At 42.9% G+C, this 16,945-nt stretch carries 13 protein-coding genes and 1 other annotated feature; of the genes, 2 read left to right on the top strand and 11 right to left on the bottom strand.

Features of this window, described 5'->3' with window-relative positions; all coding sequences use genetic code 11:
• Window positions 1-77: 77 nt before the first annotated feature.
• The 9 genes from tyrS to NIE88_RS10575 form a co-directional block, all read right to left on the bottom strand.
• Complete coding sequence (gene tyrS / locus NIE88_RS10615) at window positions 78-1,328, bottom strand: tyrosine--tRNA ligase (protein WP_253061970.1); 1,251 nt, start codon at window positions 1,326-1,328, stop codon at window positions 78-80.
• Between the two features lie 66 nt (window positions 1,329-1,394).
• Window positions 1,395-1,618: a binding site (T-box leader), on the bottom strand.
• 181 nt (window positions 1,619-1,799) lie between these two features.
• Window positions 1,800-4,001 carry an ATP-dependent Clp protease ATP-binding subunit gene (locus NIE88_RS10610; protein ID WP_253061968.1) on the bottom strand — a complete coding sequence of 734 codons (2,202 nt, stop codon included), beginning with the start codon at window positions 3,999-4,001 and terminating at the stop codon, window positions 1,800-1,802.
• A gap of 443 nt (window positions 4,002-4,444) precedes the next feature.
• The gene (locus NIE88_RS10605; protein ID WP_253062116.1) at window positions 4,445-4,882 is read right to left on the bottom strand and encodes a universal stress protein; all 438 of its coding nucleotides are present in this window, start codon (window positions 4,880-4,882) and stop codon (window positions 4,445-4,447) included.
• A 231-nt stretch (window positions 4,883-5,113) separates the two neighbouring features.
• Window positions 5,114-7,357, bottom strand: a complete 2,244-nt coding sequence (locus tag NIE88_RS22420) for a CDP-glycerol glycerophosphotransferase family protein (RefSeq protein ID WP_290446421.1) — start codon at window positions 7,355-7,357, stop codon at window positions 5,114-5,116.
• A 61-nt stretch (window positions 7,358-7,418) separates the two neighbouring features.
• Window positions 7,419-8,609, bottom strand: coding sequence for a CDP-glycerol glycerophosphotransferase family protein (locus tag NIE88_RS10595; RefSeq protein ID WP_253061966.1), 1,191 nt, complete (start codon window positions 8,607-8,609; stop codon window positions 7,419-7,421).
• The gene (tagD, locus tag NIE88_RS10590; protein WP_253061964.1) at window positions 8,602-9,000 is read right to left on the bottom strand and encodes a glycerol-3-phosphate cytidylyltransferase; all 399 of its coding nucleotides are present in this window, start codon (window positions 8,998-9,000) and stop codon (window positions 8,602-8,604) included. The genes NIE88_RS10595 and tagD overlap by 8 nt, the downstream gene beginning before the upstream one ends.
• Window positions 9,001-9,246: 246 nt before the next feature.
• Window positions 9,247-9,675: a GtrA family protein gene (locus NIE88_RS10585; RefSeq protein ID WP_253061962.1), complete on the bottom strand. Its 429-nt coding sequence runs from the start codon at window positions 9,673-9,675 to the stop codon at window positions 9,247-9,249.
• A gap of 18 nt (window positions 9,676-9,693) precedes the next feature.
• Window positions 9,694-10,656, bottom strand: a complete 963-nt coding sequence (locus NIE88_RS10580; protein ID WP_253061960.1) for a glycosyltransferase family 2 protein — start codon at window positions 10,654-10,656, stop codon at window positions 9,694-9,696.
• A 166-nt stretch (window positions 10,657-10,822) separates the two neighbouring features.
• Entirely contained in the window at window positions 10,823-11,455 is a 633-nt protein-coding gene (locus NIE88_RS10575) for a hypothetical protein (RefSeq protein ID WP_253061958.1), read from the bottom strand.
• A 210-nt stretch (window positions 11,456-11,665) separates the two neighbouring features.
• Between NIE88_RS10575 and NIE88_RS22415 the strand changes: the two genes are divergently transcribed.
• Together NIE88_RS22415 and NIE88_RS10565 are read left to right on the top strand one after the other, a co-directional pair.
• A complete protein-coding gene (locus NIE88_RS22415) occupies window positions 11,666-11,851 on the top strand; it encodes a YjcZ family sporulation protein (protein ID WP_290446420.1) in 186 nt (61 codons plus the stop codon).
• Window positions 11,852-12,013: 162 nt separating this feature from the next.
• On the top strand, window positions 12,014-13,348 hold the full coding sequence (locus NIE88_RS10565; RefSeq protein WP_253061956.1) for a hemolysin family protein: 1,335 nt from the start codon (window positions 12,014-12,016) through the stop codon (window positions 13,346-13,348).
• 56 nt (window positions 13,349-13,404) lie between these two features.
• Here NIE88_RS10565 and cydC read toward each other — a convergent pair whose 3' ends face one another.
• Both cydC and cydD read right to left on the bottom strand, forming a co-directional pair.
• Window positions 13,405-15,165, bottom strand: a complete 1,761-nt coding sequence (gene cydC, locus NIE88_RS10560) for a thiol reductant ABC exporter subunit CydC (protein ID WP_253061954.1) — start codon at window positions 15,163-15,165, stop codon at window positions 13,405-13,407.
• Window positions 15,165-16,901, bottom strand: a complete 1,737-nt coding sequence (gene cydD / locus NIE88_RS10555; RefSeq protein WP_309247032.1) for a thiol reductant ABC exporter subunit CydD — start codon at window positions 16,899-16,901, stop codon at window positions 15,165-15,167. Before cydD ends, cydC begins: the two co-directional genes overlap by 1 nt.
• Window positions 16,902-16,945: the final 44 nt, after the last annotated feature.

Below are 16,945 nucleotides of genomic sequence, written 5' to 3'. Positions count from 1 at the left end.
ATCAACTACATCTAGTATACCATGGGATACAATCTCGATCTTAATATTTAAATTTATTTTGTATGGCACAGGATAGATTAGAATTGTATTAACGTATACTTTTTCTTGCCCCGGCGGACGATGACATATTCATGGTCAATTCGATCATCCTGCGTCACCAGTGCATTCAAATCTGTACGGCGCGCTCCGTTAATATAGATTGCCCCATTAGAAATGTCTTCACGTGCTTGACGTTTCGACGATACGACATCGGCTTCAACGAGTAAATCAAGCAGTTTGATAGACACTTTCGACGCTGCATTAAATGTAGGCACATCTTTAAAACCCTGTTTGATTTCTTCTCCGCTGAGCTGAGCAACATCGCCGCTGAACAAAGCCGTTGAAATATGTTCCGCCTGCTTTAATGCTTGTTCGCCATGTACCAGAATCGTCATTTCTTTCGCAAGCGTTTTCTGTGCCTTTCGTTCCTCCGGGTGTTCCTTAACCTCTTTAGCTAATGCCTCAATTTCATCTTTCGTTAAAAACGTAAAGTATTTCAGGAAATTAACAACGTCATCATCCGACGCATTAAACCAGAATTGGTACCATTCATACGGGGTTGTTCGCTCAGGATCCAGCCATATCGCACCGCCCATTGATTTCCCGAATTTAGTACCATCGCTCTTCGTGATCAGAGGGAAGGTCATCGCAAATGCCTGTTCTTCATGACCGCGCTTCCTGATTAACTCCAATCCGGCAGTGATGTTGCCCCATTGATCACTGCCTCCGACCTGCATACGGCAATGCCTTTTCTCATAAAGATTGAGGTAATCAAAAGATTGCAGCAGCATATATGAAAATTCGGTAAACGAAATACCGGCCTCAAGCCTTGTCTGAACCGAATCTTTAGACAACATGTAATTAAGTGTGAAATATTTGCCGACATCCCGTAAAAATTCAATCGTTGACAGTGAATTAAGCCATTCGGCGTTATTAACAAATGTTGCATTTCCTTCGTCAAAGTGAAGAAAACGATTCAATTGATTCTTTAAGCTTTCCGCATAGCTGTCCACGACCTCTTTCGTATTCAATTGACGTTCCGTCGAACGGCCGCTCGGATCGCCAATCATACCTGTACCACCGCCGACAAGAGCAATTGGATGATGACCAGCTTTCTGCAGACGCATCATGATCACAATGACAAGTAAATTTCCCGCATGCAGGCTGTTTGCGGTCGGATCAAAACCGCAATAAAAGGTCAGCGGTCTCTTCAGTGCCTCGCGCAATGCTGCTTCATCCGATACCTGATTAATCAGCCCTCGGTACTTCAAATCATCAATAATATCCATCATTCGTTCAACCTTTCTTGATTAAATTGAATTCCTTCATGCTTAAAAAATAAAAAACGCTCCTCAAAAAGGAGCGCTGATCGCACGGTACCATCCTCGTTAACTGATGAAAAACAGTCACTTAATTAACATTAACGGCTGCAGCCGTCTTCTGCTACTGATCAACTAAATGTTCACAGAAGATACTCAAGGAGGTAATTCGCTGCGTCGCTTGCTGCAAGGCTCGCACCAGACCGCCCGCTCTCTTAAAAGCTGTTTCGACCGCTACTTATTCCTGTCATCGTTTTTCACTATATAATGTATTGTCATTCTGCCACTTTTTTCGATTCCTGTCAAATCTAAAAACAGAGCACTGACTGATTTTTCTCAGTTGCGCCCTGTATAAATTCTTGAAGCCGCAGTACTCTGATAAAAAGAAAAAAGCACTTGCAAGGCAAGTACTAAGTACTTCTTCTCCGATTTATTTATGATTTATGCAACCGTGACTTTGATTTCTCCGTCAACCTCGTCAACATTCATTTTTTTCGCGTCACCATGATCAATCAACAGATCGGATATTTGATCTTCGACCTTTTCTTCAAGAACTCGGCGTAATGGACGCGCACCGAATTCCGGATTGTAACCGAGTTCTGCTAATTTCTTCTTTGCAGCATCTGTAACACTCAGTTCAATGCCCTGTTCAGAGGCTGCCACGCGGATGTCACCTAACATAAGATCGACAATGGAAAGCAGATCTTCTTTTTTCAATGCATTGAATTTGACAATTCCATCCAAACGGTTCAAAAATTCAGGCTGGAAATAGTCTTCTAGCTGCTTGATCATATCTTCACGACTGCTTGTTGTACCAAATCCGACCGATGCGGATTTATTCTTAATTCCGGCGTTGCTGGTCATGATAATAACCGTATCTTTGAAGCTTACCGTTCTTCCCTGGCTGTCTGTCAGGCGGCCATCATCCAAGATTTGCAGGAAGAGATGCATCACGTCTGGATGTGCCTTTTCAATCTCGTCAAGCAAAATAATGCTGTATGGTTTGCGACGGACTTTCTCAGTAAGCTGTCCGGCTTCGTCATGTCCTACATAGCCCGGAGGTGCTCCGATCAAGCGGGACACCGAATGCTTTTCCATATATTCACTCATGTCCAAACGGATCATCGAATCACGTTCGCCAAACATTTCTTCAGCAAGTGTTTTGGCAAGTTCAGTTTTACCAACACCGGTTGGTCCGACAAACAAGAACGAACCAATTGGGCGTGTTGTTTTGCGAAATCCCGTACGATTGCGGCGAATCGCGCGCGACACTTTTTGTACGGCTTCGTCTTGACCGATTACTTTAGCATTAAGACGATCAGCCAGATTGCGCATTTTATTCTGCTCATCAGCCTGCAATTTACGAACTGGAATACCTGTACGTGTCTCAACAATTTGCTGAATCAGTTCATCGTCAACAACCGCATCTTTACCGGTAACCGGCAGTTCAGAGCCATTGGCTTTGATTTTCTCCAGCTGCTCCAACTGTTTCTGATAAGCATGTTCCTGATCACGAAGACGTGCAGCCGTTTCAAATTGCTCATTTTTTGTCGCTTCTGCCTTAGCCGCAGAAATCTCTTCAATTTTCTTCTTAACACTCTCTGTATCTACGGGAGTAAGATTCAAATTAACCTTAGATCCCGATTCATCCATTAAGTCAATGGCTTTGTCAGGGAGGAACCGATCCTGGATGTATCGTGCCGACAGTGCCACGCATGCCTTGATTGCTTCATCCGTATACCGAACATGATGATACTTTTCATACTTCGATTGAATGCCTTTTAAGATTTGAATGGTCTGTTCCTGAGTCGGTTCATTGACAATAACCGGCTGAAAACGGCGTTCCAATGCTGCGTCTTTTTCAATCTTACGGTATTCATTCAAAGTCGTCGCGCCGATAATTTGCAGCTCGCCGCGAGCAAGTGCCGGTTTCAAGATATTTCCGGCATCCATCGATCCGCCTTCTGCAGAACCGGCTCCAACGAGTAAGTGTACCTCGTCGATGAAGACAATGCAGTTCTTGCGCTTTACAATTTCAGACATCAGCTGTTTCATTCTCTGTTCAAATTGACCTCTGATTCCTGTACCCGCAACTAAAGAAGCAACATCAATCAAATAAATTTCTTTATTTGCCAGCTTTGCGGGTACTTTCCCTTCGGTAATCTTTAAAGCGAGTCCTTCAGCGATCGCTGTCTTACCAACACCGGGCTCCCCGATAAGAACCGGATTATTTTTATTTCTTCTGTTTAGCGTTTCAATGACTAATTGTACTTCGCGCTCACGACCGATGACCGGATCAACTTTTCCCTGCCTGGCGGCCTCAGTCAGATTTCGTCCCACCTGATCAAGAAATCCGCCACGGCGGCCACCACCGCCTCCTGTTGTCTTTCCATTCATACCGTCAAAGTTTAATCCATTTTCCTGAGCTCTATTTTCACCGGAAGCCATCGATGGCTGAATGAGACTGCGGAATAAATCATCAAATGCTGACCCACCGCTTTGATTAAAGAAGGATGGCATATTAAAATTATTTCTCATTTTTGCATAACACTCCTCACAAAGATGAAGATGTTTTTGCTGTCCGTTAATCATCACATTCATTTCAACAACTGCTTGATTTAATTTACATTCATCACAAAGCATAAGATCAAACCTCCTTCAGTTTGATTTAATGTCAATTTGGCTCTGTATTTTTCTGACCTTTTTTGACCTTATGACTATATTATAATCTGACCTTCTTTGACTTTCAAGTATAACGAAAAAAAATATTAGAAAAAGTGGTTTTGGCAATCCTTTGGCGCAGGTGAAGCCGCCGTCGCGAAGTCTCAGATGGCCTGGTTTGGTTGGCTCTGCATGCGGTGGCTTTCGTATTGCATACAGGGCGATCCGGATGTCACCTCAAGCAGGCCAGTAGTACCTGCCTCTTTCATGTTTCGCGGTCAACAAAGTGCTTCGTATATATCTCATCTCACTGTCTGTTTTACACCTTTTACTTTGTCGAAAATCATATACTTAATTCTTTACTTGTTAAAAAACCCTTGCAAGGTTACCCCTGCAAAGGCTTTTACAAAATCAGTAAAATTTGATTATTTGACGATCATAACCGGACATTGGGCGAGCTGAAGCACTTTATTGCTGACACTTCCTAAAATCATCTGTCCAAAAGCGCCCATTCCTCTATTTCCCATAATAATTAAATCTTTTTTTGTATCATTTGCATAGTCACAAATTTCTTGCGCCGCAATTCCGTAAAGATGTTTTTTGCGGAAAGTAACAGATGTACCCTTTGACGCTTTTTTTATGGTGTCATCAAGCATCTGATTCCCTTCTCTTTCTTCAACCTCTTTGACATCCGCGTCCAATGACGGACCTACCATGGAATAGAAAGGAAAATAGACTGGAGATGGGCTCACATAAAGTAATGTGATCTCGGCATCCTTCTTTCCCGAAGCGATCGAAACAGCCTCATTTACAGCACGGTTTGCCGGCTCTGAACCATCAACAGGAACGAGAATCTTATACATAGTCACCACCAACCTTCCCAAACTCATTAACTCACTACACTTATACTATACCACCATTCCAAATTTGTAAGCGCATTTTAAGATAAAAATTGCCTAATATTATGACATTTTTTTTACACTTGTAAAATTGATCGCTACTGCTAATTATCAAGAAGAAGCTGCCTCTGTCATTTTTCAGACTTTGAGGCAGCTTCTTTACCAATGTTTATTGCTATTAAAATAAACAATCTCTTATTTAAAAACCGTTTGCACTACTTTCTCCGAAGAGTGACCGCTCTCAAGCGAGCAGAACTTTTCAAAGAATGCGTCAAATCGATCCGAAACTGCAAATTCTGAGGCTGCAATCTTTTGTATCGCTTGAATCACTTCTTCAGTCGTCAGTACAATCGGTCCCGGGGCTTTCTTTTCAAATTCAAAATAAAACCCACGCAAGTGATCACGATAATCGGCAATATCATAGGTGAAGAAAATCATTGGCCGTTTCAAATTCGCGTAATCGAAGAAAACAGATGAATAGTCTGTAATCAAGAGATCAGCGATCATGTAAAGCTCACTGATATCCTCATAGTGCGAATAATCAAAAGCGAATCCTTCATATTCGGACAAATCGAGATGATCGGCAATCAAGTAGTGCATGCGCATAATGATGATGAAATCATTTCCAAGCTCCTTCTGCATGCGTCTTAAATCCAGATCCAATTCAAAACGGTAACGGCCTTTGCCATAGAACTGGTTATCACGCCATGTCGGTGCGTATAAAATAACTTTCTTATCTTTCGGCAAACCGATTCGATCCTTAATTGCATCCATTGCCTCTCGATTATTCTTCTGATACAGAAAATCATTACGTGGATAACCAGATTCAATCATTGTGTTCTCAAAGCCGAATGCGCGAGCAAAAATTTCCGATGAATACCGGTTCGGTGATATTAAATAATCCCACCGAGCAGATTCTGCAAGAAAATTTCGTTTGTATTTCTCGGTATTGGTTCCCGGCATATGCACTTCGTCCATATCCAGAGCTAACCGTTTTAATGGTGTTCCATGCCATGTCTGGAGATAAATCGTATGTTTCGGTTTCGACATCCAAAGTGGCAGCCGCACATTTGTCACCCAATAAGTGGCTCGAGTCATGAACATGAGCCATTTCCATGAAAAACGTTTGACGTAAGGTAACTGATGCTGTTCAAAAAGCTCCGTATATTTTGCATTGGCACTCCAGATCAATTGATATTCCGGACAATGCTCACGCATATACTCATAGATCGCGCGCGGATTGCAGCTATACTGGCGACCGAAAAAGCTCTCAAACATCACTAAGTTCTTTTTCATCGGCAGATGGGAAAGGACTTGAAATGTTCGATGATAGATGGAGGTAAATACTTTGCTTCTTTTAACACGATTCAAACCGCGTCTCACTTTTCCTTTAAATGCACCAGCTATTGTGTATGGTGCGATGCGGAAAACGAGGCTGTGATTGCGATTTCGCTTTACAATCAGACTCTTCTTCAAACCATTCAATTTAATAATATGGCGGCCGGTGATCACTTTATATCTGGCAAGAATTCGTACCGGACGTTCCGAATACAGCATTCCATTCTTCTTGTGAGTCAGCTCCAGCCTGAAATAAAAATATGCAGGTTCTTCGATATCAGCAAACTGCATGGCAATCGGTTTAAGATCAATGGCAAGAGAGAAGCCCGCCCAATCATAATTTCGATTTAAAGATGCGGCAGCTTCCGTTAAATCCGGACGTTCAACATTCTCAGCTCGCCATTCTGCAATGACTTCCTCTTCACTGTTTACAAGCATGACTTTCTTTTGGATATCAGGTCGAGAAAGCACATCAGAAAATGGGAAAACAACATGGCCCTCGAGAGTAAGCATATACGTTCTGCTGATTTCAGCACGATCAATTCGGGCCATCACGTGAACTTCTTCAACACGCAATGAAAGACATTTTCTTTTCGTATAAAACGGAATGAGCATTTTGTCTTGTTCTTCATTATAGAGACTAAACAAATCAAGCGGTTGCAGCGGCCGCAGCGCGCGCAAACGAACAGTCAGGCGAAAACCTTCTTCGAGTTCATTTTGATCAACACGTTCCATCTCCTCAGTTTGGGCTTCATCCAAATCCGAATAAACTTGATCTAATAATGATTGGTCAACAGGTACCGATATGAAAAAATCCCAATAATCGCGTTCAAACAAGCGATCTTGAATGGCCTGAAGTTTGATTTTGATTTGTGCAACCCAATAATCGTTTTCGTCCTTTGTGACGGAATGAACAGGAAATGTAAACGCAGCATCGCCAAAACGATCACATACGTGTATTTCCATGCGTTTTATGTACGTTTCATCTGCCATTGAATTGAAACGAATCGTGACGTTCCATTCTCCCGTACTCGCCTCAAAACGTAAAATTCGCGGTTTTATTAGTTTTTTTATCTGTTTTTCGGCTTGCTCACTGATCATTTCCCCTGCTCCTCCTAGATGTAGTAGGATCTATCCATTCACTTTTACTATTCACGTGTTTTTATTGTTCGTAGTCGATGTGACCGTTATCCCCTTGCTTGTTTAAATAAGCAATAAAATAATCAACCACTCGACTGCTGGACTGACCTGTCGAATAACAATTCCATTTCTCAGAAAAAGCTGCAATTTGACGTGCATTAAACGAATCATGCTTAATCATTTGAATCACTTCCTGAGTCGAGTGTGCAACAGGACCTGGAACCATTTGTTCATAGTTTCCCCATAGTCCCCTGTTTTTTTTATAAGCATTCAAATCGTATGGGAAAAAAATCATCGGTCTTTGCAACAGGGCAAATTCAAAAGGAATTGATGAATAATCAGTTACTAAGAGATCCGTACCGAGCAATAACTCATTCACACTGTCCCAACGGGAACCATCAATGAAAAACTCATGATCCCAACTGAAATCAATCATTTTCCCCCGATCAGAAGGATGCAGACGCAGAATCAGCACATAATCCCTACTGAGCTTCTCTTCCATCATCGTCAAATCGAGTCCAAGCTTCTTCAGAGGCTGATCCCTAAAAGTCGGTGCATATAAGATGATTTTCTTACCTGAACTCATCTTACTCATTGATTTCTTTATCTTCGCCTGTTTCTTTAAATCAAAAAAAAGATCGGTTCGCGGTATCCCCAAGTGAAGAAAATGGGCATCACCTAAACCGAAGGACTGCCTGAAAATTGCCTCCATGGCGTCGGAACCGACAATAATTTTATCAAAGTGCCGATATACGGTTGAAAACCGTGCACGTGCACGCGCAGACCTGAAGGTAACTGAGTGATCTTTTAAACCGAACGTCTTAAAAGCACCGCATGCATGCCAAAGCTGTATGCATAATACACCTTTTTTAAAATCTGCCACCGAAAGAAAGCCGAAATAATTATCAACCACAACCAGCTTCGCTGTTGCCAAATGATATGCTGAACGCGTAAGCTGCCATATATTCGCATTTTCAAACGGGATAACCGTTTCACCTGTTCTGCCGAAATGAACCGTGGCAGTTCTTCCGCGGCACAAAAAAACAATTTCTGCTTCAGTCCCTCTGCGCCTCAATTCATCATAAACAAATTGACCATTGTCAGTATAAGAACAGACAAAAACAATCTTTCTACGCAAGGTAAAAATTTTAAACAGTGTAAAAAGGACTTTAAAAAAAACGAGATAGCAGTTAATCAGAACTTCCTTAGCCATTTTTCACTGAAAACAAATCATGTTTGATCTTTGTAGTTGAGATACCGACCGTACGCGGCAGATAAACAACTTCGCAATAATCTTTCAGAAAATCAAATTTCCCCTTCCAGTCGTCACCCATTACGAAGATATCCACATCATTATCTTGAACGTCGGAAATCTTCTGATCCCAATCTCTTTCAGGAATCACCTCATCGACGTAACGAATTGCTTCAAGAATCAATTTTCGGTTCTCATAGCTGTGGTAGGCCTCTTTATGTTTCACCGCATTAAACTCATCTGTCGAGAGTCCGACAATCAGATAATCGCCAAGTTCCTTTGCGCGTCTTAATAAATTAATATGTCCATAGTGCAATAAATCAAAAGTGCCGTACGTTAAAATTCTTTTCATTTCAATCCGCTCTCCTTAAAAATCACAATGTGCGCAAGCTCATCAATCAACACAGTACCCAGATGTCTGCATCGCATCTATTCTGCCCCAACGAAGTATATCAAATCAAAAATTCAGAGACTATATGATATATGACCTGTCAAACACACTCGTCTCAGTAATTTAACAGAAACTTTAGATCAAAAGCACGTATGAATACAAGCATTCTACATTTTGCGTACCTAAATGTCAATGAGTGCGATCTATTTAAGCCTTGAACACCCACAATTTGCTTAATAAAAAATTGACACTTAAGCCAATGAATGTGCTGATTAATTTGTTTATGTACAAAGGCAGAAACAGCATGCTGCGCATAGCCAGCAAAGTGATGCCCAGTACGGCAAGATTCAGTACAATAAATCGAATCAGTCGTGAAAGCGACCGTTCGGATGCCGAAAAAGTGATTCTGGAATTCCAAACATAACTATTCAGCATGCCGGCGCCATACGACAGAATCTGTGCAGCGGCGTAAAAGATGGAGAAGAAATGTGTGAGTAAAAGAAACACAATAAAATCAACCGCTGTGTTGCTCACACCGACAGCGCCAAAAACAAATCCCTGCTTGATCCACTTCCACTTTATATTCTCTTTTTTTATTTTCTGACTCATGTACTGATCACTGTTCTGAGTGCTCATGAAACGTATCCTTTTCTTTTAATTTTTATCGTTCAGCGTATTGATCTCTATAGTATACCGAGGTCTCTTTTTTGTTTCCGTGAAAATCTTGCCAATATATTCCCCGATGACGCCAACTGCAATAAGCTGCATGCCGCCGATCATCCAAATCGACAAAATCAGTGACGTCCAGCCGCTAATTGTATGATCCAGAAACCAATTAATCAATGCATAAACGCCGATCACGCCTCCAATCAATACAAAAAGAAAACCGATATTCATAACTAATTTAATAGGCACGATGGTGAATGAAGTGATCCCATCAACTGCAAATGCCAGCATTTTCTTCAACGGATACTTTGATTCACCCGCATATCGTTTCTGACGGTCATAATATACTTTGGCTGATTTGAAGCTAAGTAGAGGAATAATGCCTCGAATGAATAGGTTCTCTTCCTGGTAGCGCATGAATTCCTGCACTGATCGCCGGCTGAGCAGGCGAAAATCCGCATGATCCGGAACCAGGTTAACCCCCATCTTAGCCATAAGTCGATAAAAAATACGTGCCGAATTCTTCTTGAAGAATGTATCCTGATCACGCCGTTTTCTTACTCCGTAGACAACATCAAATCCCTCTTGATACTTGCGAATAAACGCAGGAATCGCCCGGGCATCATCCTGCAAGTCGGCATCAATAGTGATGACACAATCCGCTGCTTCATTCACCGTTTCAATACCCGCGATAAGCGCATTCTGATGTCCAAAGTTTCTGCTCAGCCTTAATCCTTGAATGGATGAAACGGTTTGAGCACGTTCACTTACAAGCTGCCAAGTTTTGTCCGAACTGCCATCATCGACAAAAAGAATAAAGCTTCTCCGGCTGATCGTGCCGGTTTCAGACAAAGAATCGAGGATTCCAGTCAACACCTTCATTGTCTCAGGCAGAACCTCTTCCTCGTTGAAACAAGGAACAATAATACTGAGTAGTGGTTCTTCGTTCATAAATATCCGCCTGTCTTTTTGGCAATCATACCGTTTAGCATCGTCATTCCTATGCATTTGCAAACCGTTATTTGTCGGTCATTGCCATTTTAGTATAGCGCTGCACGCGACTTCCAAAAGCAAAATGAAAATCTTTTCATATAATTAATTATTGTTCGTTCGCCGCTCATACATGGGACAATACATCAATTGCAAAGCCGGACCAGCTTTCCATACGATTATAAACATCAGGCTTTCTTAACTCATCAAGTGTATTCCAGCTTCCTTCCAATTTGTCCTTTTCACGAACATCAACACGAGCACCATTCGGCAAATCAATGATGACAAGAACGCCGATGTGTACTCTGCCGACTTCGGATGTATCATCATTAATTAATCCAATTGTTTTCATGTCTGCAGTTTCTGCATCCTGTACAATTAATTCCTCATTGATTTCTCGATCTAAATTACGAGCAAGGACTTGCTGAAAGTCAATTTCACCCTTGACTTCATTCATATGTCCTCCGACACCGATCGATAATTTCCCGTAAAGCCGTTTTTCTCCGCCTCCGCCTAGACGCTTGTATGTAAAGTAGCGTTCGCCTTTCTTCAACACTGCATATGGAATAGGCTGCTTGTATGACGGGTTCTCTTCCGCATCGCCTCGCCGCATAACCAAAAAGTGATCGGACATTCTTTTCTTTAACGTGGCAACCGATAGATCTGACTGCTCCGTTCCTTGAAAAACAAGACTGCTGTCTCCCACTCCGAATAAATCAGATCTTCCTACAACAATTATTTGTTCATCCATTTTTCCCATCAATCATGCCTCCAAATGACAACATACTCAATCACAAGATTGGGGGAATCCTGCGCTCTTGTCAAGCTGTCGACAATGAAATCTTGTGCAGCAACGAATTCAAGCACGAAGTAGGCATTCGTATAGATTCAAGGATTGGGCGTTATTTTCATCGCCAAATACCCTCGGTCAACATAGAATATCATATCTCGTGATAAAGGAGTGACTTGAATGGGCAACTTTGGTTTCGGCGGATATCCGTCAAATGCTCCATATGGTGGTGCTAGTGAAGGCTGCGGCTGCGGTGGCGGCTACCCTTCTTATCCTGTAGGTGGCGTATCCTGCGGCAGCGGGTTCGCGCTCATCGTTGTATTGTTCATCCTGTTAATTATTGTTGGCGCTGCATTTGTTTGCTGATTAACTGATCATGGGAATGCCCGACGGTATCCAACCGCCGGGCATTTTTCGATTCATCAAGTAACCACTTACAAAGATTGTGTTTCTCCGTACAAAGAAGTCCATTTTTCGTGTATAATAAAAAAAGTATAACTTGATTATCTATTTGGAGGTGACACCTGAGTGTTCACAGCAATACTCAGGGCTCATTTGGACGATACCATCGGTTTATTAATCGTCATTTTTTTAATTTTATTAACTGCTTTTTTCGTAGCCGCAGAATTTGCTATTGTTAAAATCCGTTCAACCCGCTTGGATGAATTAATTAAGCTTGGCAACAAGCGTGCTATTGCATCAAAGAAAATTGTAGGAGAGCTGAATGCCTATCTGTCAACAACCCAGCTAGGCATTTCGGTTACCGCGCTCATTCTCGGCTGGATTGGAGAACCGGCAGTTGCCCATCTCTTCAACCCTGTCTTTAAGTGGTTTGGACTGAATAATGCATTAATCCATACCCTTTCCGTGCTGACCGGCTTTTTCCTTATCACGTTTGCCAGTGTGATTCTCGGTGAATTGGCCCCGAAAGGAATCGCGATTCAAAAAGCAGAACAAATCACATTGAACATTGCCTATCCTCTGATCTGGATACACCGCTTACTCTTTCCGTTTGTCTGGCTGCTGAACACATTGTCAAACGGAGTCATCCGTCTGCTCGGCGTCAAACCCGAGGATCAGCACGACAGCGCACTAACTGAGGGTGAATTGAGACTGACGCTTGCAGACAGCTTTAAAAATGGGGAAATCACTCAAGGTGAACTGCGTTACATGACCCGCATTTTTGATTTCGATGAACGAACCGCTCGAGAAATTATGGTGCCGCGAACCGAAATCATCTGCATCTACAAAGAGGATCCTTTCGAGGAGTCGCTTCAAACTCTGCACAATGAGAAGTTCACCCGTTTTCCGCTTGTAGAAGAGGATAAAGACCATGTTGTAGGCATGATAAATATTAAGGATATGTTCACTGATGTACTGAATAAAGATCTTCAGCCAATGGAGAACTATATTCGCCCGATACTTTCCGTACTTGAGACCACGCCGATCCGTACACTTTTTGAACGGATGCAGAAGGAAAGCATCCATATGGCCATTCTGACCGACGAATATGGCGGCACGTCAGGCCTTGTCACGGTTGAAGATATTCTGGAAGAAATTGTCGGAGAGATTCGTGATGAGTATGACGAAGGCGAGGAGCCATTAATTAAGCGCATTAATCCTGATCAGGCGCTTGTAGACGGCAAACTGCTGATCTCCCATGTGAACCGGCAGTTCCAAATCGACATTGAAGAAGAAGGAATTGATACAATTGGCGGATGGATCCTTGCTGAGGACCCCAATGTCAAAGTTGGCTCTACCCTTAATTATGATCAAGTCACTTTTGAAGTGAAGCAAATGGAAGCCCATCAGATTCGAAAAATCATGATTACTAAGGTTAAAACAATTTCAAGTAATTCTTAATCGTTACTTCTACAAATAATAAAAAGAGAAGCAGCAGTCCTCGCTTCTCTTTTTGTTTATTTGTTTTGTTTTTCAATTGCCTGTCTTAAATATATGGGTACATCCAATTCATAGAGACTGCGGTATCGTTCCGATTGGTTGAAGAGCTGATCATGTCTGCCTTGCATGTGCACCTTTCCGTTGTCCATAAAAATTACTTGATCCATTTTTTCGGTTCCGGTCAAGTGATGCGTGATCCAAATTAATGTTCTGCCCTCAAGTGTAGCAAAAATTTTATTTAATAGTGACCGTTCTGTAATCGGATCTAACCCGACCGTCGGTTCGTCCAAAATGACAATCGGCGTCTTTCTTAAGAGTATACGCGCAAGAGCGAGCCGTTCTTGTTCCCCACCGGAAAAGATGGACCCAGCTTCATGCATTTGAGTATGGTAGCCGTCCGGAAGCTGTTCAATGAGCGTATGCAATCCTACCTTTTTCGATACGTTGATGACTTCATCCATCGTTGCGTCCGGACAACCGAGTGTCAAATTATTCAGCACGGATGTGTCAAAGAGATGCGGATTCTGGCTGAGAACCGATATTTGTTTTGATCGATCCGATCCAATTTGATAGGCAGGCACTCCATTTAAAGTCACCGTTCCCTTCTCAGGAACAAGAGTACCGTAAATTAAATGAGCAAGTGTCGTTTTTCCAGCTCCGCTTCGTCCAATAACTGCAAGCTTTGCCCCTTGAGACAGTCTCAGAGATAAATCATGAACCGACCAATCGCCATCCTTTGCATAGCGAAATGAGACATGGCAAAGATCAATAACAATCTTCGCAACAGTCCCTTTCCAATTTTCCTCCGTTTGAATCTCCCTCATCTGGGCCTGAGGCTGCTCAATTTTTTTCAAACGATTCAGTGCATGTTCGTAATGCGGCACTCTTTCGACCGCCTCTGAAAGTGGAATAAGCGCCTCAGAAACTGTAAAGATTACAAGTGCAAATGCAGCAATTAACGTTGGATCAATCATTCCTTCATGAGCAAGACGCCCCGACCATAGAACCAGAAGAACAACACAAAGACCGACAATTAATTGGGCGGCAAAATCGCGCCATTTTCTGAAAGAATGCAAAGAACACTCCGCCGACCGCGCTTCTCCCTCCAGCTGCTCATATTTTTCAAGAAAGCGTTTCTGTCTGCCCGACATCATCCAATCTGCGGCACCCAAAACGGCATCCGTTAACTGTTCATAAAGTTTATGTCTGCTCTGCGAGATGAGACGATGCCTTTTTCTCATCCAGATCAAGGACACCATCGGAAAGATGAAAACAAGGAGAAGAAGATACAGCGCCATAAAACACGCAAAGCCTAAATCAAACAGGCCAAGCAAGGTAATCCATAATGCGTAAACAATAAGCGCAATGCCACCGGGCAGCACGGTTCTTAAAAAGAGATCTTGAAGGTGCTCAATATCATCCGACAGAACACTTAAAAGATCGCCCGTTTTGTATTTTGCCTGAATAAACAAAGCGGATCGCTCAAGTTTTTCATACAAATGCGTGCGCATTTCAGATAGTACTTTTAAAATCGTATTATGGCTTGTCAGTCTTCCCGCGTAATTAAATACCGCTCGAAAGGTACCAAAGGTTCGTACACCAACGATTGGAACGTAAATCATCAGTATATTTTCCGGACGCAGAGCCGCTTTGGAAATCAGATATCCGGACGTAAACAGCAGCCCCGATGCGCAGAGGATTGCCATGAGACTGAGCAGACCGGCAAGAAGCAGGCCTCTCCAGTGTTTTTTTATTGATGGTATAAGCCACTCATTCATCAGATCCCCTCCAGTTGAGCGCGAACCATCGCACAGTATACACCGTTTACTTGAATCAGTTCGTCCTGCCTTCCGGTCTCTGCAATTTTACCGTCTTGAAGGACGATCATCCGATCCATCTGCTCCATCCAGTGCAAACGATGTGTCGCCAGCAGAACCAGCTTATGCTCAAACAAGCGCAGCATCGGTTTCTTCAGCTCGTACTCGGTTTCAATATCCAGATGCGCCGTCGGTTCGTCAAGCAATAAGATCGGACGATCGCACAGAAAGGCCCTCGCCAGCGCGATACGCTGTTCCTGGCCTCCACTCAGCTGCCTTCCTCCATTGCCTATTCGTTCATACAATCCATTTGGAAAACGGCCTACAAGGCTGCCTAGCCCGGCCTCCTCTACAGCACGTATGATTTGCTGCTGCGTTGCTTCCGGCGCATAGAAGGCAATATTATCACGAAGCGACGCACTGAACAGATAAGGATGCTGAGGAAGATATGTCACTTGCTGCCGCCATTCATCAGAGGTAAATGCCGCAGGCTTTCCATTTATCGTTATCGTGCCTGAATCAGCATGTATAAAACCGCCGATCAAGTCAATCATTGTGGATTTACCTGCCCCGCTGGCCCCGATTATTCCTACTTTTTCAAAACCTGAAAATTGCAAGTCCATGTGGTCAAGCGCCCTTTTACTCGAACCCTGATAAACGACCGAACCATTTTCAATAGCCAAAATTGATTGATTCGACCATCGATCAATATGAATTTCACCTGTTGTTATTTGATCTTCTGGTTCTTCTTTAGCATAGGCATTTAATTTTTGTGCGGCTTCCTTGCCATCAAGTGTGGCATGGTAGTCCTGCCCAAGTTCTCGAACCGGCAGAAAATATTCAGGAGCAAGAATAAGCACGATCAGTGCCGGCTCCAGTAGGATATGACCGTCAACCAGCCGGATACCAAGTGCAACCGCGACAAAGGCGATTGACAGCATTGTGAAAAAATCCAGAGCAAATGAAGAGAGAAAGGCGAGACGCAATGTACTCATTGTCATGACTCGGTACTTATCGCTGACGCGATTAATCGTTCGTTTGTGCCTTTTGCTGATGCCTAAGTAGTACAACGTTGGCAGTCCTCTCAATGAATCAATAAAATGGTTGGAAAGCACACGATAGGATGCCCAGCGATCATCCATTTTTTTCTGTGCAGCGAGTCCGAGCAAAATCATAAAAATAATCAATATCGGCATAGTCAGGAGCAAAATAACAGCGGACATTCGATCCTCCCAGAAAACATACGCGAGAATCAACAGCGGAATAATTCCATTCGCCGCCATTTTAGGGACAAAAAGTTCAAGATAGTTTCGGGTTTGAAGCACGCCTTCAAGTGCAAGTGACACCATGGATCCGGTCCCTTCTTTTTTTACCGACCGGGGCCCGGTTTCAAAAAGCTTTTTCAGAAATGACTTTCTTAATTCAGAGCTTGTTCGATCTGCAAAATGATAGCAGGCTTGTTTAATTATGAAGATAATTAAATATCTTAGAACCAGTACACCGAAAAAAAGGAGCAGATCGGAGCTTACACTCGCAATCTGTTTCCCTGAAAAAAGGCCGGATACGCTCCGGCCTAAATATATGGCTTGCAGAATAATACACAATCCTTGAATGGTCGTCAGCAGCGCAGTTAATGCGAAAAGCGGCTTGGCACCTTTATAGGACAACAGTTCCCGATCCATAAACAGGCTTGGCAATACCACCGTCTTCTTGTTACGGGGGCCAAGCGCTCACATCCTTT

Origin of the sequence: Sporolactobacillus shoreicorticis (assembly GCF_024125445.1) — a bacterium.
In the GTDB taxonomy this organism is placed as follows: Bacteria; Bacillota; Bacilli; order Bacillales; family Sporolactobacillaceae; genus Sporolactobacillus; species Sporolactobacillus shoreicorticis.
This window is presented reverse-complemented; position numbering and strand designations above follow the sequence as displayed.

Coding starts and splice junctions, on each gene's coding strand:
- NIE88_RS10580 (WP_253061960.1), bottom strand. CDS start 10,656: ATGAACGAAGAACCACTACTCAGTATTATTGTTCCTTGTTTCAACGAG.
- tagD (WP_253061964.1), bottom strand. CDS start 9,000: ATGAAAAGAATTTTAACGTACGGCACTTTTGATTTATTGCACTATGGA.
- NIE88_RS10575 (WP_253061958.1), bottom strand. CDS start 11,455: ATGGGAAAAATGGATGAACAAATAATTGTTGTAGGAAGATCTGATTTA.
- cydC (WP_253061954.1), bottom strand. CDS start 15,165: ATGAATGAGTGGCTTATACCATCAATAAAAAAACACTGGAGAGGCCTG.
- NIE88_RS10585 (WP_253061962.1), bottom strand. CDS start 9,675: ATGAGCACTCAGAACAGTGATCAGTACATGAGTCAGAAAATAAAAAAA.
- tyrS (WP_253061970.1), bottom strand. CDS start 1,328: ATGGATATTATTGATGATTTGAAGTACCGAGGGCTGATTAATCAGGTA.
- NIE88_RS22420 (WP_290446421.1), bottom strand. CDS start 7,357: ATGATCAGTGAGCAAGCCGAAAAACAGATAAAAAAACTAATAAAACCG.
- NIE88_RS10605 (WP_253062116.1), bottom strand. CDS start 4,882: ATGTATAAGATTCTCGTTCCTGTTGATGGTTCAGAGCCGGCAAACCGT.
- NIE88_RS10595 (WP_253061966.1), bottom strand. CDS start 8,609: ATGGCTAAGGAAGTTCTGATTAACTGCTATCTCGTTTTTTTTAAAGTC.
- NIE88_RS22415 (WP_290446420.1), top strand. CDS start 11,666: ATGGGCAACTTTGGTTTCGGCGGATATCCGTCAAATGCTCCATATGGT.
- NIE88_RS10610 (WP_253061968.1), bottom strand. CDS start 4,001: ATGCTTTGTGATGAATGTAAATTAAATCAAGCAGTTGTTGAAATGAAT.